We start from the raw sequence: 22,758 nt of genomic DNA on the forward strand, positions 1-22,758 counted from the left end.
AAGGTCTGGTTCCACTTTACTCGATGATAACCAGTTTACGTTTGGCCTCGATCTCGTCGATCCGGGCCAGGGTTGCATCGATAAAGGCCTGACCTGCGGCGATGCGTGCCTCGTTTGCGTCCTGTCGGCTCAGGAACGCGCGGGTCATCAGCGATTTACGGCGGTCCAGCCAGGTGTTCTGCTCTTGCAGTTCATTGACGCGCGCATCCCTGGGCAGGAAGTCGAGCATATCCTGAAACAGCACAAACAGACGTGCGTCATGCAGGTAGGCGATGCTGGACAGGGTCCGGCTGCGCTCGGCCGGTGAGGATTCTGTGCTGTACTGGGACTGCAGCTGTTCCAGCGGCTCATCCAGGTCCGGGAACCAATCCAGCTCCTCACTGAGACCCAGGGAGATCTTCTCGTTGCGGCTCATCGGCTCGGCTTTCGCTTGCGACTTCTGTACAGCCGCCGGTTCCGGCTCGGCGGCTTGCTGGCCGATGAACGGCATGGACGACATCGACTCGCAGCCGGTCAGCAGCAGCGCGGCAACAGCGAGGGTAAGGCCACGGGTCGGGGTAAAAACACGCATTCCAGAGGTCCCTGTAATAATGGATGTGCGGCCATTCTAACCGAGGCCCGCCCCGGAGGCATCCCGTACCCTGAAAGAGAGGGGGCATTGCTATCTTACCCGTGGTCAATGCCCTGGGGACGGCAGCGCTTGGCTAGTCCCGGTAAGCGCTTTGGCCTGATTGCGACGAAAACAGTGACAAATCAGACCAAGCCTCCTTATTAAGGCTCGGGCTTGCTATAATCCCCCGCCTTCAATGGCAAGCGTCTTCCGAAAACCCGAACGCTTGTCTCTTTTCGAGCGCAGCGCAGGCCAAAGGCCCGACTGCCGAACAGTGTTGTGACAGGAGACACAGATGGGTGCAAAAGTTGCGATCGTGATGGGATCGCGCTCGGACTGGCCGACAATGGAGGAGGCCGCCGGAATCCTCGAGACTCTGGGTGTGGCTTACCATACAGAAGTTGTTTCGGCTCACCGTACACCGGACAAGATGTTCGACTTCGCGGAGCATGCTGCCGAGAATGGTTTTAAGGTTATCATCGCCGGTGCCGGTGGTGCGGCGCACCTGCCGGGCATGATCGCTGCCAAAACCCTGCTGCCGGTACTGGGTGTGCCGGTTCAGAGCAAGGCGCTGAGCGGTAAGGACAGCCTGCTGTCCATCGTACAGATGCCGCGTGGTATCCCGGTGGGTACACTGGCGATCGGCGGTGCCGGCGCGTTCAATGCGGGCCTGATGGCGGCCCAGATGCTGGCTGTTGAGGATAGCGAACTGGCCGAGCGAATCGGGAACTGGCGTCAGGCCCAGACCCAGGCTGTGCTCGATAATCCCGATCCCCGTGACTAATAGATTGCAGGTTGAATGATGTTGCCAAGAATTGTCGTGGCCGGTAACGGTCAGCTGGGTCAGATGCTGCAGCAGGCCGGTGCGCCGATGCAGTTGCAGGTGATGCCGGTTGAGCCCAACCAGGATATCGAGGTTGCCCTGCATGCGGATGACGTGATCACCGTTGAGGTCGAACACTGGCCCGACACGGTCACCGGTCTGCAGCTGAAGAATCACCCTAACTTCCGCAACGCTCAAGCGCTGCATGCGGTAATCGATCGCAAGCGCCAGAAGAGCCTGCTCGATCAGCTGCAGGTGCCGACTGCGCCCTGGGTTGATCTGGACAGCGAAGCCGGTCTGACCGAGAAGCTGGAAAGTCTGGGTGAACGTGCGGTCGTCAAGCGTCGTCGCGGCGGTTACGACGGTCGTGGCCAGTGGCGCTGGCAGCGCGGTGGCGAGGTTGAAGCCGAGTGGGCTGAAACCTGTATCGCCGAGGCGATGATCCCGTTCAGTCATGAGGTTTCACTGGTCGGTGCCCGCAATGCCAAGGGCGAGAAGGTGTTCTATCCGCTGACCCGCAACTGGCACGAGAACGGTATTCTGCGCGCCAGCGTCGCCGGTCTGCCGGTGCCGGAGATCCAGCAGCAACACGCAGAAGAGTGGTTGGGCCGGATCATGGACGACCAGGACTACATCGGTGTCATGGCGATGGAGTGCTTCGTGGTTGACGGTGATCTGCTGGTCAACGAGCTGGCTCCCCGTGTTCACAACTCGGGCCACTGGACCCAGGAAGGCGCGACCATCAGCCAGTTCGAGCTGCACCTGCGGGCGCTGGCGGAGCTGCCCCTGATTACGCCGGAGATCAAGGGCGTCTCAGTGATGTACAACCTGCTGGGCCGCACCTGGAAGCCGGAATGGCTGGGTGTCGACGGTGTGCATGTGCACTGGTACGGCAAATCCCTGCGTCCGGGACGCAAGGTGGGCCATGTGAATATCAATCGTCCGACCCTGGCTCAGCTAGAAGAGAGCCTTAAGGCTCTGAAAGCGCTGGTCGACGATGAAGACCGGATCGCGTTCGACTGGAGTCTCGAACAGCTCTGATCGAGCCTTATCTGCCCGCTGGAGGTTTTTTCCGGCGGGCAGGTTTGCTATGATGGCCTACGCTCTTGGGGGAGTAGTCTGTTTTCCGGTTCCCAGCCGGATAGCGTCATTGTCAACATAATTGAGCCTCAATGCTCATGGCAATGACAACCGCAATCCGCGGTTTGACGAGACCTGAGACACTGCATGCTGCTCCAGGCGGGCCGGCGTGTTGGTGTCTTATGGTTTATGCCCGCCCGGAAGTCTATCAATGGAAGCTTTTCTCTCATCTACTCTTGCGGTGGCTATCGCCGAAATCGGTGATAAAACCCAGCTGCTTACTCTCTTTCTCGTTGCCCGTTTTCCGGCGCAGCGTATGGCCATCATTTTTGGCATTCTGATCGCAACCCTGGTTAACCATGGTGTTTCCGCCTGGTTTGGTGCCTGGCTGGTGGAATGGATTCCGGAAAACTGGGTTCCCTGGATTATCGGCCTGAGCTTTATCGCGGTGGGGCTCTGGGTATTGGTGCCGGACAAGGATGACGAGGAGGAGAGCGGTTCGCTGAAATACGGCGCCTTTATCGCCACCTGTATTCTGTTCTTTATTGCCGAAATCGGTGATAAAACCCAGATCGCCACCGTGATTCTTGCCGCCCGTTATGAAGATGCGCTGCTGGCCGTCGTTGCTGGTACGACCCTGGGTATGCTGCTGGCCAATGTGCCGGTGGCCTGGTTTGGTGGCTGGCTGATGCAGAAAATTCCGCTGCACTGGGTGCGCTGGAGTGCCTGTGGTCTGTTTGTGCTGCTCGGTGCACTGTCATTGACGCAGGTATAAAAGGGTTTGATACAGGTTGGATGAACTTTGTTGATTTCGATGACTCTATGAAAACTATATGACCTGATCGGCTCTTTGGGAGGAGGTCCGTCTTGAAGGCTCTGGTTTCATTTGTTGTGCTTGCTTTCTCTCTGCTCGCAGGAGTGGAAGAGCGTTCGGCTAATGCCGCCGTAAGCCAACAGCTGGCCATCTGTGATGCCTCCTCTGCCCCCGCCGATCTGGGAATGTCTCCCGTCAGTGACGAGGCCGTCTGCCCTGCAGCGGTTTCGTCACTGCTTCCCGTGCTTGCTTATACGCCGACACTGCTGCCCAGCCAGCCTGGTGCAACTCGTGTTGAGCACGCCCGCCATATCCGCGCGCCACCCGCATTGCTCTGACTTCGATTTAGCCTTTTACACGTTATCAACGTCCTGCCGGTGGGAGGGTATTTCTGCGCCGGTCTAGGGAGGTCAGATGATTACTGCAGTGAATTTTCGTCACGGAATCGATAATCCGGCCGCGATGCAGCGCATCCAGCGGAGGCTCGAACGAATCGCATCAAAAACCATCCAGGCGCGTCGCATAGAGGTGGTGCTCGACAGGATCGCTTACGACGGTAACCCCGGCTGTAACTATGAATGTCATATCTCCTTTCGCGGCAAGGAAAAGCAACGCCTGGATATAAGGGCCGACAAACGGCAGCCGGATATGGCGATAGATGATGCCTTCGACCGCCTCAACATGGCGCTCAGTGGCAGTTTGAACCGTCGCAGCCGCAAGCGTCGCGCGGGCTGACTTGAATCGCTTTTGTGCTGCCCTTATCTGAAAGGGTGGGATAGGAAGCTAAGGAATCTGTTATGAAAAAAAGAGTGTGGTTAGGTGTGTTGGCACTGTTCTCGGTGCTTTCACTGAATGCGAACGCGGCTCTGCCGATCAGTGATTCGCAGGGCAACCAGTTGCCATCGCTGTCGCCGATGCTGAAGGAGGTCAACCCGGCGGTGGTTAATATTGCGACCTTCTCCACCCAGAAGGTGTACAACCCGTTGCTGAACGACCCCTTCTTCCGTCGCTTCTTCAATGTGCCGGAAGAGCAGGCCCGGCCTCAGCAGCAGCGCCGTCAGGCCAGCGCCGGCTCTGGCGTTATTGTCGATGCGGGTGAGGGGACTATCGTCACCAATTACCATGTCATCAAGGGCGCGGATGAGATCGAGGTCTCCCTGGTGGATGGGCGTAACTTCGATGCGAAACTGGTGGGTGCCGACCCGGAAGTGGATATCGCGGTGCTGCATATCGAAGCCGACGAGCTTAGCGATCTGCCGATCAGCAACTCTGACAAGCTGAATGTGGGCGATTTCGTTGTCGCCATCGGTAACCCCTTCGGACTTGGTCAGACGATAACCACCGGCGTGGTAAGCGCGCTGGGGCGCACCGGGCTTGGGATCGAAGGTTATGAAAACTTCATCCAGACCGATGCCTCGATCAACCCGGGTAACTCTGGTGGTGCGCTGGTTAACCTGAACGGTGAGCTGGTGGGGATCAACACCGCGATCATTGCGCCGGGCGGCGGTAACGTCGGTATAGGTTTCGCGATACCTGCCAATATGATGCGTCGGGTGGCTGACCAGATTCTCGATCACGGTGAGGTCACGCGGGGTCAGATCGGCGTGGCGATCCAGGATATTACCCCGGAACTGCAGGAAGCCTTCGACCTGGCCAATGGCCAGAAAGGTGTGCTGGTAACCGACGTGCTGGAGGATTCCGAAGCGGAAAAAGCCGGTCTGAAGTCCGGTGACGTGATCCTGTCGGTTGATGGCAAAGAAACCCCAAATGCCGGTCAGCTGCGCCATCGTATCGCCTTCTCCGGAATCGGTAACAGCGTCGAACTGGAAATTATCCGTGACGGCGATCCGATGACCCTGGATGTGAAAGTGGGTCGCTCCACCTCCCGTTCCGGCGATGTGCGTCTGCATAAGCTACTGAAGGGTATCGGAGTGGCTAATTCACCGGATGGCGAAGGTGTGGTGATCACCGATGTGGATCCCCAGTCACATGCTGCCGCTGCCGGTCTGCGCTCCGATGATGTGATCCTGAGCGTTAACCGTACCAAGGTAAGTACCGTTGAAGACCTTGACCAGGTGCTGTCGCGGGTCGATGACAAACTGCTTCTGCAGATCCGCCGCGGGCGCGGTGTGTTCTACCTGGTGCTGAGATAAGAGCCGGAATCCGGCGTATGGGCCGCCCAACGAGCGGCCCGATGATTAAGCCCCCGCTGAAAACAACGGGGGCTTTTGTTTTGCGCTCAGGCGATTAGAGTCCCGGTAGCCAGTCCATACGTCTGTATAACGGACTACTGGGTTGTTATGGCTCTTTATTCCCTGTCGTTGGTGCTGCTTCTAACTTGGCGCTCTTTTTTGCCTTCGCAGCAGAAGTTGGCTGCTGCGCGGTATTCTTGCTGTGCATATGCTCGCGCACGATATCCATCAGTCCCTGGGTGGATGGGTCGTAGTCGGAGCTTTTCAGCTCGATATTGCGACTGATTTCGGTGGCCAGGCGCTTGCCGAGCTGCACACCCCACTGGTCGAAGGAGTTGATATTCCAGATGGCGCCCTGCACGAAAACCTTGTGTTCGTAGAGTGCGATTAGCGCCCCCAGGTTGCGCGGACTCAGACTTTCCAGCAGCAGAATGTTGCTGGGGCGGTTACCCGGACAGCTGGCGAAGTCGAGTATGCCGCTTTTCTGGTCGCCGTTCATAAAGGCGTTGGCCTGGGCCAGCATGTTGGTCAGCAGGGCAAAGTGATGCTCTTCGGTCTTCTCGTCCGGCGCCAGTGAGGCGATGAAATCGATCGGCACGAAACGGGTTCCCTGGTGTAGCAGCTGAAAGAAGGCGTGCTGGCCATTGGAGCCGGTCTGTCCCCAGACAATAGGACCTGTGGCGAAATCCACCGGGTGACCGTCGATGTCTACCGACTTGCCGTTACTCTCCATATCCAGCTGCTGCAGAAAGGACGGTAGCTGGTGCAGTGCTTGGTCGTAGGGGATGATCGCCTGAGTCTCGGCGCCGAGAAAATTGATATACCAGATGCCGATCAATGCCATCAGCACCGGCATATTCTGCTCCAGCGGTGCTTCGACAAAGTGGCGATCCATCTCATAGGCGCCTTCGAGCAATTCGATAAAGCGGTCGTAACCGATGCTCAGTGCGATCGGCAGGCCGATGGTGGACCAGAGCGAGTAGCGCCCGCCTACCCAGGCCCAGAACTCGAAGATGTTTTCGCGGCTGATGCCAAACTTCATGGCCGCGTTCTGGTTGGTCGAGACCGCGACAAAGTGCTGGCTCATGTCGGTTTGTGCACTGGTTTTTTCATGGAACCAGCGGCGTGCGGTTTTGGCGTTGAGTAGGGTTTCCTGGGTGGAGAAGGTCTTGGTGGAGACGATAAACAGGGTGGTTTCCGGGTTCAGGTCGCTCAATACCTTTTTGATGTGCTGGCCGTCCACGTTGGAGATGAAGTGGAAGCTCAGCTCGGGATGTTTGTCGTTGAGCAGGGCACGGCACACCATGTTCGGACCCAGGTCAGACCCGCCGATGCCGATATTAACCACATGGCGAATGCGTTTGCCGCTAAAGCCTTTCCACTCGCCGCTACGTACCTTGTGGCTGAACGCTTCAAGCTTTTTCAGACCGGCGCGGATATCGGGCATCACATCCTTGCCGTTTACCACCACCGGCTCGTCGCCCCGGTTACGCAGTGCGGTATGCAAGACCGGGCGTTTCTCGGTGATGTTGATGATGTCTCCCGAGAACATCTGAGCCCGACGTTGACGCAGTGGCGAGTGCTCGGCCAGAGCGATCAGCGTCTTCAGTACCTCGTCACTGACCTTGTTCTTGGAGTAGTCGAGAAACAACTCGCCCAGGCGCAGGCTCATCTTGTCGAATCGGTTGGGATCGCTGGTGAAGTAGTCGGCAATGCGGTCATCCTGGGTTTTGTCTGCCAGGGTCTGGAGTTTCTTCCAGGTGACTGATGAGCTTAGCTGATACATGCTTCGGTCTCTTATTGTTCGTTTAGAAGTGACGAGGCGCAGGTTCTTCAGGGTTATAGCCTTGGTGTACAGATGGAAGATGTCGCTCGGCTTCGTCGCTGATATCAGTTTTGGCGGGTGCTGCCGAAAGCGAGGCGGTCAGTTGCTTATGCCTTTCCACAGCTCCTCCAGTTCGGGATCGTCGAGGGCTAGACTAACATCGATGTAGTAAAAGAACATTGTTTGTTTGTTTAGGTTTGTAGAATTAGATTAAAATGTAAGTAATAAAAACAAATTTTAGGTTGGGCGATCGGATGTTACTGGCTTTCCGGCAGGTTTTCTTGAGGCGTACAGCGATCCCCGGCCGAATGGCTCTGCAGTAATAGGTATTCTGTATAACGTTAGGTAACTTCATTACCTGTAATCGCCGCCCCAGACCCGAGTCGCGCGGGTGCGGAGGTTGTTTTCTGCCGGCCGTGCTTTTAGTGAGGAGTTAACGATGAGTTCCGGACTGAGTGATCGCTACGGCTTAGTGGCCGATATCGGCGGTACCAACGCGCGTTTTGCACTAGTAGCACCGGGGCAGTTACAGCCAGAGCAGCAGCTGACGCTGTCTGTCGACGATTTCGATACGATCGATGCGGCTATTCATACCTATCTCGGGCAGACCGGCATCGGCGCTGAGCGGATGCCGCTTGAGGCCTGTCTCGCGATCGCCTGCCCCACGAGCGGTGATCTGATCAGTATGACCAACAACGGCTGGTGTTTCTCCCGCAGCAAACTGCAGCCTGAGCTTGGCTTGAGACGGTTGCAGGTGATCAATGATTATGCCGCCCAGGCGTATGCAGCACCGCATTTGAAGCCGCACGAGTTGTTCCCGGTCGGTGGTGGTGAGGCGCTGGACGGCTATCCCATTGCTTTGATCGGTCCCGGCACTGGGCTTGGCGCAGCTGGCCTTGTCCGCAATGGAGGGGGGCCTGTTGCGCTGGTGACGGAGGGCGGTCATGTGGATTTCGCACCCTGCGATGAGCTGGAGATGGAGGTGCTTAGGTTCCTTTGGCGCAGTCACGGTCATGTATCGGTGGAGCGCCTGCTCTCGGGTATGGGGCTTACCAATCTGCATCAGGCTCTGTCGGAGATCCGCGGTGGCAGTGCTGAACCTCTGACGCCCGCACAGATCAGTGCCCGCGCACTGGAGCAGGGGGATAGTCTTTGCAGCGAGACGCTGGACCTGTTCTGCGCGGTCCTCGGCAGCGTTGCAGGAAATACCGCCTTGACCCTGGGGGCCCAGGGCGGTGTTTATATCACCGGTGGCATTATTCCCCGTATGCTGGAGCGCTTTGCAAACAGTCGCTTCCGTGAGCGTTTCGAGGCCAAAGGGCGTTTTCAGCCTTATATGGCGGCGATTCCGACGCAGGTGGTAATCGCCGAGCAGCCTGGGTTGCTTGGTGCCTCGGCAGCGCTGCAGCGCCAGGCTATCTGATCAAAAACCCTACTCTCTCGCAGTTGGGTTCCTGCCCCTGGCTCGTCCTGGAGGCCGGCGAATGTGATGTGATCACGGAGTCCGGCGCACCGGGGACGTGGTTTTCGGGGATGCCGAAAAGGTATTTCCGTCTTTTTACGCGGTGATGAGATTCGCCGCGTCTTCAGCTTGTCACCCGTAATACAGCAGATCGTTGGAGGTTGTCATGCTGTTACCCATTTCAGGTTATCTACCCGATGCGTCAAGTCTGATTTACGACTGAATGGGATTGGGCGGCGGCTCGAACCACCTTCGGCGGTTCTCATCCACCCTTGGATTGGTGCAGAAACAACAAAGCCCCGCGGTGAGGCGAGGCTTTGTTGTGGAATCTGGTGGTGGTGAGGGGTGGATTCGAACCACCGAAGCTTGCGCGTCAGATTTACAGTCTGATCCCTTTGGCCACTCGGGAACCTCACCAGAGGGCGCGTATAGTAGTGTGGCTCGGCGGGTCTGTAAAGGGCTTGGGGCGATGATTTTGCGAATTTTTTGATATGCGTGATGTGCGCAAAAAATCGTACTGGAATGAAAAAAAATCTTCTGTATCCTGCGCTGCTTTCAAAGCCCTGTAACACTTGGGCTGTCGCCGATTTGCCTGTTCCAAGAACGACAAAGGCCGATGATTTCAACTCTTGAAATAAACACTATCCGCACTATATTTAGTGCCCATACTCAGATGTAGTACTAGATATTGTGTTTTGGCGCTTTTTTAACCAATAGTTAACACGCCGCAATATCTGTACCAAAGATCACAAAAAATCTGCTGAGGGATCGGCATGGAACTGGTTCCCGCAGCTATTCTTCACGCTTCTAATTTGTAATTTAAGGGTAGGCTAGATGCAGCAAGATCTGATGGTAACCAAACGTGACGGGCGGCGTGAATCGATCGATCTTGAGAAGATTCACCGGGTAATCATCTGGGCCGCCGAAGGGTTGGAAAACGTTTCGGTTTCTCAGGTTGAGCTCAAGGCCCATCTGCAGTTTTACGATGGTATCAAGACCTCAGATATTCATGAGACGCTGATCAAGTCAGCGGCTGACCTGATCTCGGAAGAAGCTCCGGACTATCAGTACCTGGCTGCACGCCTGGCGATCTTCCATCTGCGTAAGCGCGCTTTCGGTACCTTTGAACCGCCGCACCTGTATGACCACGTGGTCAAGCTGGTGGAGGATAAGCGCTACGACCAGCATCTGCTGACCGATTACACGCGTGAAGAGCTCGATGAGCTTAACACTTACCTCGACCACAGCCGTGACATGAACTTCAGCTACGCGGCGGTAAAACAGCTGGAAGGCAAGTACCTGGTGCAGAACCGTGTCAGCGGTGATGTATTCGAAAGTCCGCAGCTGCTCTATATGCTGGTCGCTGCCTGCCTGTTCTCCGGTTACGACAAAGAGTCCCGTCTTGATTACGTCAAGCGCTTCTACGACGCGACCTCGCTGTTCAAGCTGTCTCTGCCGACCCCGATCATGGCCGGTGTGCGTACGCCGACCCGTCAGTTCAGCTCCTGCGTACTGATCGAGACTGACGACAGCCTGGATTCCATCAACGCCACCGCTGCGGCGATCGTGAAGTATGTGTCCCAGCGTGCCGGGATAGGTATCAATGCCGGCCGTATCCGCGCACTGGGCAGCCCGATCCGTAACGGTGAAGCTTTCCATACCGGCTGTATCCCGTTCTACAAGCACTTCCAGACCGCGGTTAAGTCCTGCTCCCAGGGCGGTGTTCGTGGTGGTGCGGCAACCCTGTTCTACCCGATCTGGCACCTGGAGGTTGAATCCCTGCTGGTGCTTAAGAACAACCGTGGTGTTGAAGAGAACCGTGTTCGCCATATCGACTACGGCGTGCAGATCAACAAACTGATGTACACCCGTCTGATCAAGGGTGAGAGCATCACGCTGTTCAGCCCGCACGATGTGCCGGGTCTGTACGATGCGTTCTTTGCCGACCAGGAAGAGTTCGAGCGTCTGTACGTTCAGTACGAGCAGGACCCGAGCATCCGCAAGAAGAGCATCAAGGCGGTCGAGCTGTTTGGTCTGATGGCCTCCGAGCGTGCCTCTACCGGTCGTATCTACGTGCAGAACGTGGACCACTGCAACACCCACAGCCCGTTCGACCCGAAAGTGGCACCGGTGAAGCAGTCCAACCTCTGCCTGGAGATCGCGCTGCCCACCAAGCCGCTGAAGGACGTTAACGATGCGGAAGGTGAGATTGCGCTCTGCACTCTGTCCGCCTTCAACCTGGGCGCACTGGAAAACCTGGATGAGCTGGAAAACCTCTCCGACCTGATCGTGCGTGCGCTGGACAGCCTGCTGGATTACCAGGACTACCCGGTACCGGCGGCTTATAACGCCACCATGAACCGCCGTACGCTGGGTGTTGGCGTTACCAACTTCGCTTACTACCTGGCCAAGCATGGGGTGCGTTATTCCGATGGCTCCGCCAACGGTCTGGTGCACCGCACCTTCGAGGCGATCCAGTACTACCTGCTCAAAGCGTCCAACCAGCTGGCAAAAGAGAAGGGTCCGTGCCCGAAATTCAACGAGACCACCTATGCCCAGGGTCTGCTGCCGATCGACACCTACAAGCGTGATGTCGATGATTTCTGCGAAGAGCCGCTGCACTACTTCTGGGAAACGCTGCGTGAAGATATCCGCGAGTTTGGCCTGCGTAACAGCACTCTGACCGCGCTGATGCCCTGTGAGACCTCGTCGCAGATCACCAACTCCACCAACGGCATCGAACCGCCGCGTGGGTTTGTTTCGGTCAAGTCCAGCAAGGACGGCGTCATGAAGCAGGTTGTGCCGGAATACCTCAAGCTGAGAGATGATTACGAGCTGCTCTGGTCGATTCCGAGCAACGATGGTTATCTGCAGCTGGTCGGCATCATGCAGAAGTTTGTGGATCAGTCGATCTCGGCCAACACCAACTACGACCCGACCAAGTTCGCGGGCGAGAAGGTGCCGATGAAGCAGCTGCTGAAAGATCTGCTGACCGCGTACAAGTACGGCGTGAAGACCCTCTACTACCACAACACCCGTGATGGCGCGAAGGACTCGCACGATGACATGGGCTGTGAAGGCGGTGCCTGCAAGCTGTAACGCCGCTTCTTTCGATAGTTAAACCTGTTTATCTCCTCCCGCGCCGCGGGAGGAGCCATTTTGCTGTTGCTCTTCAGGATAGATTGAATGGCCTACTCAACTTTCAGTCATAGCGATCACGATGCCACTCGTGAGCCGATGTTTTTTGGTCGTAGCGTAAACGTTGCCCGTTACGACAAGCAGAAATACCCGATTTTCGAAAAGCTGATCGAGAAGCAGCTGTCATTCTTCTGGCGTCCGGAAGAGGTCGATCTGAGCACCGACCGCAAGGACTTCCAGAAAATGCCTGAGCATGAGCAGCATATCTTTCTGAGTAACCTCAAGTATCAGACCCTGCTGGATTCCGTACAGGGACGCTCGCCCAACGTAGCCTTCCTGCCGATCGTGTCGCTGCCTGAGCTTGAAACCTGGTTCGAGACCTGGGCGTTCAGTGAAACGATTCACAGCCGCTCCTACACCCATATCATCCGTAACATCGTCAACGAGCCGTCCTCGGTGTTTGACGAGATCGTGACTAACGACGAGATCATCCGCCGTGCGGAGTCGGTGACTAAGCTCTACGACGAACTGATTGAGCTGACAAACCTTTACACCGTTCACGGTGAAGGCGTACACGACGTTGACGGCCGCAAGGTGGATACCTCGCTGTATAACCTCAAGCGCGCGCTCTACTTGACCATGGTGTCGGTGAATGTGCTGGAGGCGATCCGTTTCTACGTCAGTTTCGCCTGCTCCTTTGCCTTTGCCGAGCGCGCAATCATGGAAGGTAATGCGAAAATCATCCGTCTGATTGCACGGGATGAGGCGCTGCATCTGACCGGCACCCAGCATATCCTGAACCTGATGAAGTCAGGCAGCGATGACCCTGACTTCAAGCAGATTGCTGAAGAGTGCAAGCCAGAGGTTTACCGCATCTTCAAGGAGGCGGCGCAGCAGGAGAAAGACTGGGCGGAGTACCTGTTCAGTGAAGGCTCGATGATCGGTCTGAATGCGCGTATTTTGAGCGATTACGTTGAGTACATCACCAACGTACGTATGAAGGCGCTGGGGCTGGATGAGATCTTTGAGTCGCGTCAGAACCCGCTGCCCTGGATGAACGCCTGGCTGATCAGTGATAACGTCCAGGTGGCGCCGCAGGAAGCGGAGATCAGCTCTTACCTGGTGGGGCAGATCGACAACGATGTCGACTCCGATGATTTTGATGGCTTTGATCTCTAAAAGGCTGGGCTCATGTCTGGTATCCCGCGAATAAAGGTCAACAATTACCATACCTTCTTTTACCAGTACGAGTTCTCGCTACTGGATGCGCTGGAGGCTCAGGAGATTCCGGCGCCCTACAACTGTCGTGGTGGCTATTGTGGTTGCTGCAAGGTGCGGTTGATCGATGGAGAGGTCGAGGAAGTTCAGGACAACCTGGTTGACCTGGCCGATGATGAAATTCTTACCTGCTGTTGCCGCCCGGTAACGCATATCGAAATAGAGATGCCCGACTCCTGAGTCGGGCAGGCTTACCCCGCGCCTTCACCTGACAAGGGTTCTGGAGGCGTTGCTGGCTCACTTTCCTTTCCTTTCCATGCGCTGTAGCAACGCTGCTCTGCGGCGCCGGGTGATCGCTTTTCCTGGTGGCGCCGGTCCGACTCAGTCTGCAATGCTGCAAAGTGAAAGCCGAACCCTGGTCGGCATCGGTCTGTTTCTCGAATGCTCGATGTGGAGAGGGCAGGTCGCTCTGGCGTGGTGCTGTAAGAGTAGAGCGCCAAAGCTGTGCACTGGTAACCCCGAAATGGCGCCTTAACACTGCCCTTATTGTGCGTCATGTGGCGGTGTTGGGTCACTGGGTTGTGGCGTGCACTTTGTTGGTGATGCTTGAGGTCTGCTTTAGTGCGGTGGTCGTTTTATCCACCGCGGTGATTTTTTTGCTGCACATCTTCGTGTCAATACTTGATTTTTACCTTTTTTTTAGTTCTTATGTATTAAAAACAACTAGTTAACAGCATCTGTCTAATTAGAATCCAGTTTGTCTCAAGCCCAGTAAGTACGCATTCTCTAGCCGTTTTGTAAGTGTATATGCACAGTTTTATCCACAGAAACTGGGTATAACTCGGCCTCTTTCACACGTATTCACTCTTCTCTTTGAACTCACAGAGATCCTCTATAGTGCAGGCTCCACAGCGTGGTTTGCGTGCAGTGCACACATAACGTCCGTGCAGGATCAGCCAGTGATGAGCGTCGTGTAAAAACTCCTTCGGCACGAAGCGCAGCAGCTTCTTTTCCACTTCCAGAACGGTTTTTCCCGGCGCGATGCGGGTGCGGTTGGATACGCGGAAGATATGTGTATCCACGGCCATCGTGGGCTGCCCAAATGCCGTGTTCAATACCACGTTGGCGGTTTTGCGTCCCACGCCTGGCAGTTTTTCCAGCGCTTCCCGGGTTTCGGGTACTTCGCCATTGTGTTCATCCAGCAGTATTCGGCAGGTCTTGATAACGTTCTCGGCCTTGCTGTTATACAAACCGATTGTCTTGATATAGGACTTCAGGCCGTCGAGACCAAGATCGAGTATCGCCTGAGGGGTGTTGGCAACGGGGAAGAGCTTGTCGGTGGCCTTGTTGACGGCCACATCGGTGGCCTGTGCTGACAGGGTGACGGCAACCAATAACTCAAACGGGGTGCTGTAGTTTAATTCCGTTGTCGGGTTGGGGTTCGCCTCCCTGAGGCGGGAGAAGATCTGGTAGCGTTTCTCGGCGTTCATTAATAGCGTCTGGTCTGCAAAAGGTTAGAGCAGGGTGGTCCGGTCACGTCCCTGCAGTTTGGACTGGTAGAGCGCCTGGTCTGCCCGGCGCAGCCAGTGATCGTGATCCGAGTCGTCAAGGGTCGCCTGGGCAATGCCAAGGCTCACGGTGAAGACAAAACTCTGATGATCTCGGTGTGTGATCTCCAGCCCCTGCACGGCCAGCCGCAGGCGTTCCGCGAGCACTTCTGCCTGGGTGTCCCTAGTGTCGGGCAGCAGGATGCCGAACTCTTCGCCACCGTAACGACCGGCTATGTCTGTGTTGCGGATATGGCGCCTGATCAGCTCGGAGAGGGCGCGTATGGCTTTGTCGCCGGCGGGGTGTCCGTAGGTATCGTTGATCGTTTTGAAGTGGTCGATATCGAGCATGACGAGGCAGCAGGGCTGTTCGCTGCGCAGGAAGCGGTTGTACTCGTGCTCAAGACACTCTTCCCAGTAGCCGCGGTTATTGAGCCCTGTGAGGCTGTCGGTGCGGCTCAGTACCTGAAGTTCGCGGTTGGCCTGTGCAAGTTGAAGATGGCTGGTGGCGGCATCGGTCATATCGTCGATGATGAGCCCCAGGTGCTCGACCTGCCCATTGGGCGAGGTTAGCGGTATCAGGGTCAGGTTCTGATGCATCAGTTTCGATTCGCCACTGAAGGGGCGATCGGCTTTGAAGTTAAACAGGCGGGGGCGTTCCTGCCAGGTGATGAAGGCCCGGTTGCGCAGAGTGAACACCATCTGCATCTTGCGTCTGAGCCACTGCTCGGGTAGCTCCGGAAAAAGCGAGAACAGCGGCTGATCCAGTACCTCGCTCGCTGTATGGCCTGAGTGGTTGGCCATGAAGTCGTTCCAGAGCTGAATGCGGTAGTTTTTGTCGATGACCACCAGGCCTTCGTGCAGGTTTTTCAGCAAGCCGATGTGCCAGTGAAATTCGTCGATACTGATGGTCTTTGGCTTGTCACTCATTAGAGATACCGGGTCCGTTCGTTGAGTGTCTGCAGCGAGTCTTCGGTGAAGAGTAAGAGGAGTTTGCTGCTGATGTCGTAACCTTCCAGCCGGTAACCGACCTCGATGGACAGTGAAGTCCTGACCTCTTTCAGGTGAGCGGCCGATGGCATGTGATAGTGTGTGCCGAGAATGACCGGCGGGCTCTGGCTGAAGCGTACGTCCAGTTGATCGCCGAGTGATACCAGGTAGGCGCTGATCAGCACATTGGCGACACTCATCAGCATTTCACGTCTCAGTGAAGGTGTGGGCTCCTCGTTGACCTGCATCAGCCGGGACATGTCTTCAAGACTGTGCCGGTCGAATGTCAGGATCGCCTCGCCCGCAATACCGGGGCCGAGGAAGCCCTGGCACAGCGTTTCCGTGCGCCTGCTGTCGATGCGCAGATCGTCGAGCATCTCAGCGATCTCCTCGCCATCGATCAGTCTCACCCGTGGCACCGGAATCTCAATGAATGCACCCTGGAGTCGGGCCAGTTTCTCGGCGGCCTGACCCATGGCGACATTTGAAAGCTCCTGGTAGTAATCCTGCAGCGCCAGCGTCTCGCCGGAGAGGTTGGCCGGCCGGGTCTCTGTCTCTTCCGGGAGCTCTTCCAGCTCATTCAGTATGCCGTAGGCGGCCAGGGCGTCATGCAGGTTTTGGGTGTTGATCGGCTTGCGGATGAAACCGATGGCGCCGAGGGCCATGACCCTTTTTCGGGCTTCTTCCTGTATATCGCCGGAGACCACCACCACCAGGCCGGGCAGGTCTTGAGAGCGGATACGTTCGAGACACTGGTAGCCGTCCATGATCGGCATGTTCAGATCGAGAAACAGCAGGTGGCCCTTGCCGGCACGGACCGCCTCAAGCGCTTCAAGTCCATGGGAGACCTGGGTGATGTCCAGGTTCCAGGGCGACAGCGCGCGTATCATCTGTTTACGCGCCAGCGGGGAATCATCACAGATTACGACGGGAATGGGGGCGCTCACCGGAACTCCTCAAAGTGTGGAAGATCTGAAATCAGATCACACAGCGCCCCATTGATAGCTCAGAAAGCGTGGCTTTTCCGAGACGCTACGCTAGCTGTTAAGTATTTGAGTCGATTATCACTCAAGGGTCAACTGTTAGCCGGTGACGCGTACGCGCTTGGTGCCGGGTTCGCTGCTTTCTGGTTTCGCGGCTGGCTTCCGGCGCTTCTCCAGTCGTGCATCGATCACGTTTTTCAAAGCGATGAGCAGGCCAAGGCCCACGAAGGCACCGGGGGGCAGGATGGCAAACAGGAAGCCGTCGTAGTTCTCCGCCAGGGTGAGCGTCCAGGAGCGTGCACTTTCACCAAACAGCAGGTGCATATTGGCGAAAATTGCGCCGGTGCCCAGTACCTCGCGGATTCCGCCCAGCAATACCAGTACCGCGGTGAAACCGGTGCTCATCATGAAGCCGTCCACAACCGAAGCCGAAACCGGGTTCTTGGCAGCAAAGGCATCGGCGCGGCCCATGATCACGCAGTTGGTAACGATCAGCGGAATAAAGATACCCAGGATCAGGTAGAGCTCGTAGGTGAACGCCTGCATCAACAGTTCGATGGCGGTGACGAACGAGGCGATAATCATGACGAAAATCGGCAGGCGCACGGTTTCCGGAACCAGGCGGCGAAACAGGGAAACGGTGAGGTTGGAGCTGGTCAGAACCAGCGTGCTGGCTACGCCCAGGCCGATGGCGTTGACTACTGAACTGGTGACCGCCAGCAGCGGGCAGAGTCCGAGCAGCTGTACCAGTGCGGGGTTGTTGTGCCAGAGGCCATTCAACGTGATTTTGCGATAATCGACGCTCATGATGCGTTGCTCCCTTCTTGGCCGGCGGAATCGGTGGCCGGTGTGAGCAGTCGTGCCCTGTGAGCACGGAAATACTGTATGGCGCGCCCGGTGGCGTTGACCACGGCCCGCGGTGTGATGGTGGCGCCGGTAAACTGGTCGAACTGGCCGCCATCCTTTGCAACCGCCCAGCTGTCATCGCCAGGACCGCTCTGGGTCTTGCCGACAAAGCCTTGCAGCCAGCTGGATTTCGACGGCTCGATCTTGTCACCAAGCCCCGGAGTCTCCTTGTGTGACAGCACGCGCACACCGGCGACGGTGTCATCGCGGTTGATCCCTACCAGCAGGTGAATGTCGCCGCTGTAACCGTCCGGCGCGACCACCGGCATAATCACGGTCTGCACCTGGCCATCGACAATTGCCTGCCAGGCGACCCTGGGTGCGCTCAGATCCAGCTCCGGCGCGTCGAAGCGGATGCGGTGTTCGTGCAGTTCGTTATCCACGGAGCGCGGCACGATCTCGTACAGTGCTTTCGCTTCGGCTTTCTCGATGTTCTCGGCGATGCGCGCACTGGTGGCGACCTGGGTTACGGCAATAACGCCGGCGGTGACCACGGCGAATACGCCGATCCCCAGAGTGCTGCGACGAAGGGCGGCAAACATCTCTGTCATCATTGGTTCTTTCCTTTCACGCCGCGATTGGCGCGTTTGTGGCCGTAGGTGCGTGGCTGGGTGTACTGATCGATAAACGGCGCGCAGAGGTTAAGCAACAGTACCGAGAAGGCCACTGCGTCCGGATAGTTGCCCCAGGTGCGGATGATGTAGATCAGGACGCCGATCAGCGCGCCATAGATGATCTTGCCGCGGTTGCTGGTGGCCGACGATACCGGGTCGGTGACGATGAAGAACGCACCCAGCATGGTGGCACCTACACCCAGATGAACGATGGGGCTGACGTAATTGTCCGGGTCGAAGCCGTAGAACATGCTTGCCATCAGGAACAGGGCGATCAGCATCGACAGCGGTGCGTGCCAGGTGAAGATCTTGCGTGACAGCAGGAAGATGCCACCCATGAACCAGGCCGCGCTGATCGCGTACCAGGCGGCGACGCCGTTCATCAGTACGTCGGACTGGCGCCAGAGCTCTTCGGTGGTCAGGCCCGCGCGGTGCTTGAGCACGTCAAGCGGGGTGGCACCGGTAAAGGAGTCGTACCACTGCTGCTCCACGCTGCCGAAAATGACCTGCAGGGTGTCCAGGAAGCCTGCAACATGCCAGCCTTCACCCGCCTGGGTGATCGGTGCAGTCCAGCGGGTCATCTCCACCGGGAAGGAGACCAGCAGCAGGGCGTAGGCGACCATGGCCGGGTTGAACGGGTTGTTTCCCAGCCCGCCATAGAGCTGCTTGGCGATAACGATGGCAAAGAACACACCGGTGGCGGTAACCCACCAGGCCGAGAACGGCGGAATCGCCACGGCGATCAGCACGGCGGTGACCAGGGCGCTGCCATCGGACAGGAAGAAGCCCAGCGGGCGCTTGCGCAGCTTCAGCATGGCAGCCTCGAAAGCGAGCGCCAGTACCGAGGCGAGGATGATCTGGATCAGCGTGCCCCAGCCGAAAAACACCGTCATCGCCAGGATGCCGGGCAGGGTGGCCAGCAGCACCAGACGCATCACATTGGCGGTGCTGTTGGCTTTGGATACGTGGGGCGAACTCAGGTGTATCAGTGCCATCGGTCAACATTCCTGTGGCAGAAGTTAGTCATACTGGCTCAGTGTCTTGTGCAGCTCGTCCGATTTGGCTTTCGCAGCGACCAGCTCCTGTTCGATCTGCTCGCGCTCCGCGTCGGCTTCGGCCTTTTTCAGTGCGCGCTCGCCCTTGGTGATGGCGGCCTTGGCCATCGCCGCATCGATACGCAGCTGCTTCAGGTCGATACCGGCCTGGGCGGCGGCGTCCATCTTGGCTTTTTCCACCTTGTTGAACGCCTCGGTGGCCTCGTCGAACCGTTTTTTCAGTTCGTCGACCTCTGTCTGAAGTTGCGCTCGCTGGTCGTCAGACTCGGCGGTCTCCAGCGCAGTTTCGGCCTTCTTCAGCTTGGTACGCATGATCGATACCTGCTGTTTCAGCGCCTTGGCGTCGAGCTGGGGCTCTGCAGCTGCGGCCTCCGGTTTGGCGCTGGTATCAGATGGCTTGTCAGTTTTCTGCGCTGCCTCGAACGCCTGCTGGGCCTCCTCGGCCTTTTTCTCCAGCGTCTCGACAGTAGCGCGCAGCTTGTCGATGCCGTCCAGTCCCTTGTCCTCCGCGCTCTTCAGTGCGTCCTGCGCCTTTTTCAGCTTGGTGCGGGCCACGGCGGAGGCGACCTTGAGCTGTTTCAGGGCGCTGTCATCACCGCCTTCGCTGGGCGCCGGGGCACCGGCATCCAGGGCTTTTTCTGCGGCTTCCGCCTTGCTGCGGGCATCGGTGAGTGCCTGCTCCAGTTCGGCCAGGTTTTCGCCGTTGCCAGCGGCGGCTTCGTCGTAAGCTTTTTGTGCCTTTTTCAGCTTGGTGCGCGCCACGGCAGCCGCGGTTTTCAGCTGCTTGATATCGGGGGCGGCGGCTTCGGCTTTGCCCTCGGCGGGCTTGCTGGCCGCGGCCTTGCGTGCCTCCTGGGCTCTGGCCGCTTCGGCAGCCCGTGCCTTGCGCTTGGCTTCCTTCTCGGCGGCTTCCCGATCAAGTCGGGCCTGGCGGGCTTCAAAGCGCTCACGGGCGTGGTCTGCTTTCTGCTGTTCGCGCTGCTCGGTGCGGATCTCCGACTTGGCGAACCGGTAGTACTGCACCAGCGGGATGTTGCTCGGGCAGACGTAGGCGCAGGCGCCGCACTCGATGCAGTCAAACAGGTTGTGGTGACTGGCCTTGTCGAACTCGCGCCCCTTGGCGAACCAGTAAAGCTGCTGGGGCAGCAGGTCGGCGGGGCAGGCCTGTTCACACATGCCGCAGCGGATGCAGGCCTGGGCCGGCGGCGCTGGCGGCATTTCCTGTGCGGTGGCGGCGATCAGGCAGTTGGTCGTTTTGATGACCGGGATGCGGTCGTTATCGACGGTGACACCCATCATCGGTCCGCCCATTACCAGCCGCGACAGCGCTCCGGGGCGCAGGTCGCAGGCTTCCAGCAGGCTGCTGAACGGGGTGCCAAGCAGCACCTCCAGGTTTTTCGGGTGCTGTACGGCATCGCCGGTGACGGTGACGATACGGGAGATCAGCGGCTCGCCCTTGTGCACGGCTTTATAGACGGCGGCCGTTGTACCGACGTTCTGGCAGACGATACCGATATCCGCCGGGATTCTGCCGGCCGGTACTTCGATATCGGTGAGCAGCTTGATCAACTGGCGCTCGCCGCCCGACGGGTACTTGGTTGGTACCACGACAATGTCGATGTTCAGGCCGCAGTGCTTGACCGCCGCTTGCAGCGCATGGATCGCGTTGGGCTTGTTGTCCTCGATACCGATGAGGATGTGGCTCGGACGCAGCAGATGCGCGATCACCTCGATGCCGCCGATGATCTCGTGGGGCCGCTCGCGCATCAGCATATCGTCAGCGGTGATATAGGGTTCGCACTCCGCCGCATTGATGATCAGGGTGTTGACGATATGGTCTTCGCTCAGATGTAGCTTCACGTCGGTGGGGAAGCCGGCACCGCCAAGCCCCGAGATGCCGCTGCGGCGGATATGTTCAATCAGCTCGGTGCGTTCAATCGCCTTGTAATCGGCGATGCCCTGGTGTTCGACCCAGCGCTCCTCGCCGTCCGGTTCGATCACGATGCAGTCGCCGCTGAGGCCGGAGGCATGGGGGATCGGGTAGTGCGCGATATCCACCACCTTGCCGGAGGTGGGCGCGTGCACGGCGGCGCTGATGCGACCTATGGGTTCTGCGATCAGCTGTCCCTTGAGTACCAGGTCGCCAACGCTGACGAGCGGGTCTGCCGGGCCACCGATATGCTGCTGCATCGGTATTACCAGCTGTGCCGGCAGTGGTGCCTTGCCGATCGGCGCACGGGTGGACTGCTTTTTGTTTTCAGGCGGATGGATGCCGCCATGAAAGCTAAATACCTTCGACATTAATGCGCCTCCGAAGCGGCCAGGCCGCGGCCACGGTCGGTGGCGATCAGGTCCATGGGGCTCGGCGGTTCCGGCCATTTCCAGGTATTCGGCGTGGTTTCAATCGGGATCATGTCGATACAGTCAACCGGGCAGGGCTCGACGCAGAGGTCGCAGCCGGTACATTCGCTGGTGATAACGGTGTGCATCTGCTTGGCGGCGCCAAGAATCGCATCCACCGGGCAGGCCTGGATGCACTTGGTGCAGCCGATGCACTCGTCTTCGCGGATGAAGGCAACGGATTTCGGTTTTTCCTCACCGTGCTCGGAATCCAGAGGCACCGCCTCCACGTCGAGCAGGTCGGCCAGTGCCTCGATGGTGCTCTGGCCGCCCGGCGGGCATTTGTTGATCGCGTCGCCGTTGGCGATCGCTTCGGCGTAGGGGCGGCAACCCGGATAGCCGCACTGACCGCACTGGGTCTGCGGCAGGATGGCGTCGATCTGGTCGACGATGGGGTTACCCTCAACCTTGAAGCGCACCGAGGCGTAGCCGAGCAGGGCGCCAAACACCACGGCGAGTATTAACAGGACAATAATAGCTGTCAGTACGGTACCCATGATTACTCCTTAGAACCGTACCAGACCGGTGAAGCCCATAAACGCCAGCGACATCAGGCCGGCGGTGACCATGCCGATCGCCGCGCCACGAAACGGCACCGGGACATCAGCCACGGCCACGCGCTCGCGGATCGCGGAAAACAGCACCAGTGCCAGGGAGAAACCCACAGCCGCGCCGAAACCGTAAGCGATCGATTCGAAGAAGTCGTTCTGCTTCTTGATGTTGAGCAGTGCCACACCGAGTACCGCACAGTTGGTGGTGATCAGCGGCAGGAAGATACCCAGCAGCTTGTAGAGCAGCGGGCTGGTTTTGTGCACCACCATTTCGGTGAACTGGACCACCACGGCGATCACCAGGATAAAGGAGATCGTCTGCAGGAAAGTCAGATCGAACGGCTTGAGCAGATAGGTGTAGACCAGATAGCTGCAAACCGATGACAGGGTCAGTACGAAGGTGGTGGCCAACGACATGCCCATCGCCGTTTCCAGCTTGTTGGACACACCCATAAACGGGCAGAGTCCGAGAAACTGGACGAGGACGAAGTTGTTGACCAGAACGGTGCTGATCAGTATGAGCAGGAAGTCTGTCATAACGACTGTCGTT

General features: G+C 57.8%; 21 protein-coding genes, 1 tRNA gene and 1 riboswitch. Of the genes, 10 read left to right on the forward strand and 12 right to left on the reverse strand.

Annotated features, from left to right (window positions below; translation table 11 throughout):
• Positions 1-16: 16 nt before the first annotated feature.
• Positions 17-571: a hypothetical protein gene (locus ACQUQP_RS09270; protein WP_432698512.1), complete on the reverse strand. Its 555-nt coding sequence runs from the start codon at positions 569-571 to the stop codon at positions 17-19.
• Positions 572-905: 334 nt separating this feature from the next.
• Here ACQUQP_RS09270 and purE point away from each other — a divergent pair, with 334 nt between their 5' ends.
• The 6 genes from purE to ACQUQP_RS09300 all read left to right on the forward strand — a co-directional run bounded on the left by purE (position 906) and on the right by ACQUQP_RS09300 (position 5,480).
• Positions 906-1,394 carry a 5-(carboxyamino)imidazole ribonucleotide mutase gene (gene purE / locus ACQUQP_RS09275; RefSeq protein ID WP_432698513.1) on the forward strand — a complete coding sequence of 163 codons (489 nt, stop codon included), beginning with the start codon at positions 906-908 and terminating at the stop codon, positions 1,392-1,394.
• Positions 1,395-1,409: 15 nt separating this feature from the next.
• Entirely contained in the window at positions 1,410-2,474 is a 1,065-nt protein-coding gene (purK, locus tag ACQUQP_RS09280) for a 5-(carboxyamino)imidazole ribonucleotide synthase (RefSeq protein WP_432698514.1), read from the forward strand.
• 56 nt (positions 2,475-2,530) lie between these two features.
• Positions 2,531-2,710: riboswitch (yybP-ykoY riboswitch) on the forward strand.
• A gap of 14 nt (positions 2,711-2,724) precedes the next feature.
• The gene (locus ACQUQP_RS09285) at positions 2,725-3,288 is read left to right on the forward strand and encodes a TMEM165/GDT1 family protein (RefSeq protein ID WP_432698515.1); all 564 of its coding nucleotides are present in this window, start codon (positions 2,725-2,727) and stop codon (positions 3,286-3,288) included.
• 116 nt (positions 3,289-3,404) lie between these two features.
• A complete protein-coding gene (locus ACQUQP_RS09290; RefSeq protein ID WP_432698516.1) occupies positions 3,405-3,665 on the forward strand; it encodes a hypothetical protein in 261 nt (86 codons plus the stop codon).
• A 76-nt stretch (positions 3,666-3,741) separates the two neighbouring features.
• The gene (locus ACQUQP_RS09295) at positions 3,742-4,062 is read left to right on the forward strand and encodes an HPF/RaiA family ribosome-associated protein (protein WP_432698517.1); all 321 of its coding nucleotides are present in this window, start codon (positions 3,742-3,744) and stop codon (positions 4,060-4,062) included.
• A gap of 62 nt (positions 4,063-4,124) precedes the next feature.
• The gene (locus tag ACQUQP_RS09300) at positions 4,125-5,480 is read left to right on the forward strand and encodes a DegQ family serine endoprotease (RefSeq protein WP_432698518.1); all 1,356 of its coding nucleotides are present in this window, start codon (positions 4,125-4,127) and stop codon (positions 5,478-5,480) included.
• 145 nt (positions 5,481-5,625) lie between these two features.
• On the opposite strand, the gene pgi is transcribed toward ACQUQP_RS09300, so the two are convergent.
• Complete coding sequence (gene pgi, locus ACQUQP_RS09305) at positions 5,626-7,305, reverse strand: glucose-6-phosphate isomerase (RefSeq protein ID WP_432698519.1); 1,680 nt, start codon at positions 7,303-7,305, stop codon at positions 5,626-5,628.
• A 478-nt stretch (positions 7,306-7,783) separates the two neighbouring features.
• On the opposite strand from pgi, the gene ACQUQP_RS09310 reads away from it, so the two are divergent.
• Entirely contained in the window at positions 7,784-8,767 is a 984-nt protein-coding gene (locus tag ACQUQP_RS09310) for a glucokinase (RefSeq protein ID WP_432698520.1), read from the forward strand.
• A 372-nt stretch (positions 8,768-9,139) separates the two neighbouring features.
• On the opposite strand, the gene ACQUQP_RS09315 is transcribed toward ACQUQP_RS09310, so the two are convergent.
• Positions 9,140-9,223: transfer RNA gene (locus ACQUQP_RS09315), tRNA-Tyr, on the reverse strand.
• Between the two features lie 417 nt (positions 9,224-9,640).
• Between ACQUQP_RS09315 and nrdA the strand changes: the two genes are divergently transcribed.
• The 3 genes from nrdA (at position 9,641) to yfaE (ending at position 13,402) form a co-directional block, all read left to right on the forward strand.
• Positions 9,641-11,905 carry a class 1a ribonucleoside-diphosphate reductase subunit alpha gene (gene nrdA, locus ACQUQP_RS09320; protein WP_432698521.1) on the forward strand — a complete coding sequence of 755 codons (2,265 nt, stop codon included), beginning with the start codon at positions 9,641-9,643 and terminating at the stop codon, positions 11,903-11,905.
• An 87-nt stretch (positions 11,906-11,992) separates the two neighbouring features.
• On the forward strand, positions 11,993-13,123 hold the full coding sequence (nrdB, locus tag ACQUQP_RS09325) for a class Ia ribonucleoside-diphosphate reductase subunit beta (RefSeq protein WP_432698522.1): 1,131 nt from the start codon (positions 11,993-11,995) through the stop codon (positions 13,121-13,123).
• 12 nt (positions 13,124-13,135) lie between these two features.
• Positions 13,136-13,402, forward strand: coding sequence for a class I ribonucleotide reductase maintenance protein YfaE (gene yfaE / locus ACQUQP_RS09330; RefSeq protein WP_432698523.1), 267 nt, complete (start codon positions 13,136-13,138; stop codon positions 13,400-13,402).
• Between the two features lie 611 nt (positions 13,403-14,013).
• On the opposite strand, the gene nth is transcribed toward yfaE, so the two are convergent.
• From nth to rsxA, 9 genes are all read right to left on the reverse strand, one after another.
• A complete protein-coding gene (gene nth, locus ACQUQP_RS09335; protein ID WP_432698524.1) occupies positions 14,014-14,652 on the reverse strand; it encodes an endonuclease III in 639 nt (212 codons plus the stop codon).
• Between the two features lie 24 nt (positions 14,653-14,676).
• Complete coding sequence (locus tag ACQUQP_RS09340) at positions 14,677-15,639, reverse strand: diguanylate cyclase (protein WP_432698525.1); 963 nt, start codon at positions 15,637-15,639, stop codon at positions 14,677-14,679.
• Positions 15,639-16,646 (reverse strand): response regulator, encoded by a 1,008-nt coding sequence (locus ACQUQP_RS09345; protein ID WP_432698526.1) that lies wholly within the window; start codon positions 16,644-16,646, stop codon positions 15,639-15,641. Before ACQUQP_RS09345 ends, ACQUQP_RS09340 begins: the two co-directional genes overlap by 1 nt.
• Positions 16,647-16,781: 135 nt before the next feature.
• Positions 16,782-17,489 carry an electron transport complex subunit E gene (locus tag ACQUQP_RS09350; protein WP_432698527.1) on the reverse strand — a complete coding sequence of 236 codons (708 nt, stop codon included), beginning with the start codon at positions 17,487-17,489 and terminating at the stop codon, positions 16,782-16,784.
• On the reverse strand, positions 17,486-18,142 hold the full coding sequence (rsxG, locus tag ACQUQP_RS09355) for an electron transport complex subunit RsxG (protein WP_432698528.1): 657 nt from the start codon (positions 18,140-18,142) through the stop codon (positions 17,486-17,488). Before rsxG ends, ACQUQP_RS09350 begins: the two co-directional genes overlap by 4 nt.
• The gene (gene rsxD, locus ACQUQP_RS09360; protein ID WP_432698529.1) at positions 18,139-19,197 is read right to left on the reverse strand and encodes an electron transport complex subunit RsxD; all 1,059 of its coding nucleotides are present in this window, start codon (positions 19,195-19,197) and stop codon (positions 18,139-18,141) included. Before rsxD ends, rsxG begins: the two co-directional genes overlap by 4 nt.
• 24 nt (positions 19,198-19,221) lie before the next feature.
• Positions 19,222-21,558 (reverse strand): electron transport complex subunit RsxC, encoded by a 2,337-nt coding sequence (gene rsxC, locus ACQUQP_RS09365; protein ID WP_432698530.1) that lies wholly within the window; start codon positions 21,556-21,558, stop codon positions 19,222-19,224.
• Positions 21,558-22,154, reverse strand: coding sequence for an electron transport complex subunit RsxB (gene rsxB, locus ACQUQP_RS09370; protein ID WP_432698531.1), 597 nt, complete (start codon positions 22,152-22,154; stop codon positions 21,558-21,560). Before rsxB ends, rsxC begins: the two co-directional genes overlap by 1 nt.
• A gap of 9 nt (positions 22,155-22,163) precedes the next feature.
• Positions 22,164-22,745 carry an electron transport complex subunit RsxA gene (rsxA, locus tag ACQUQP_RS09375; RefSeq protein WP_132287075.1) on the reverse strand — a complete coding sequence of 194 codons (582 nt, stop codon included), beginning with the start codon at positions 22,743-22,745 and terminating at the stop codon, positions 22,164-22,166.
• Positions 22,746-22,758 lie beyond the last annotated feature (13 nt).

It is taken from the genome of Marinobacterium sp. YM272 (genome assembly GCF_050908845.1).
GTDB lineage: Bacteria > Pseudomonadota > Gammaproteobacteria > Pseudomonadales > Balneatricaceae > Marinobacterium_D.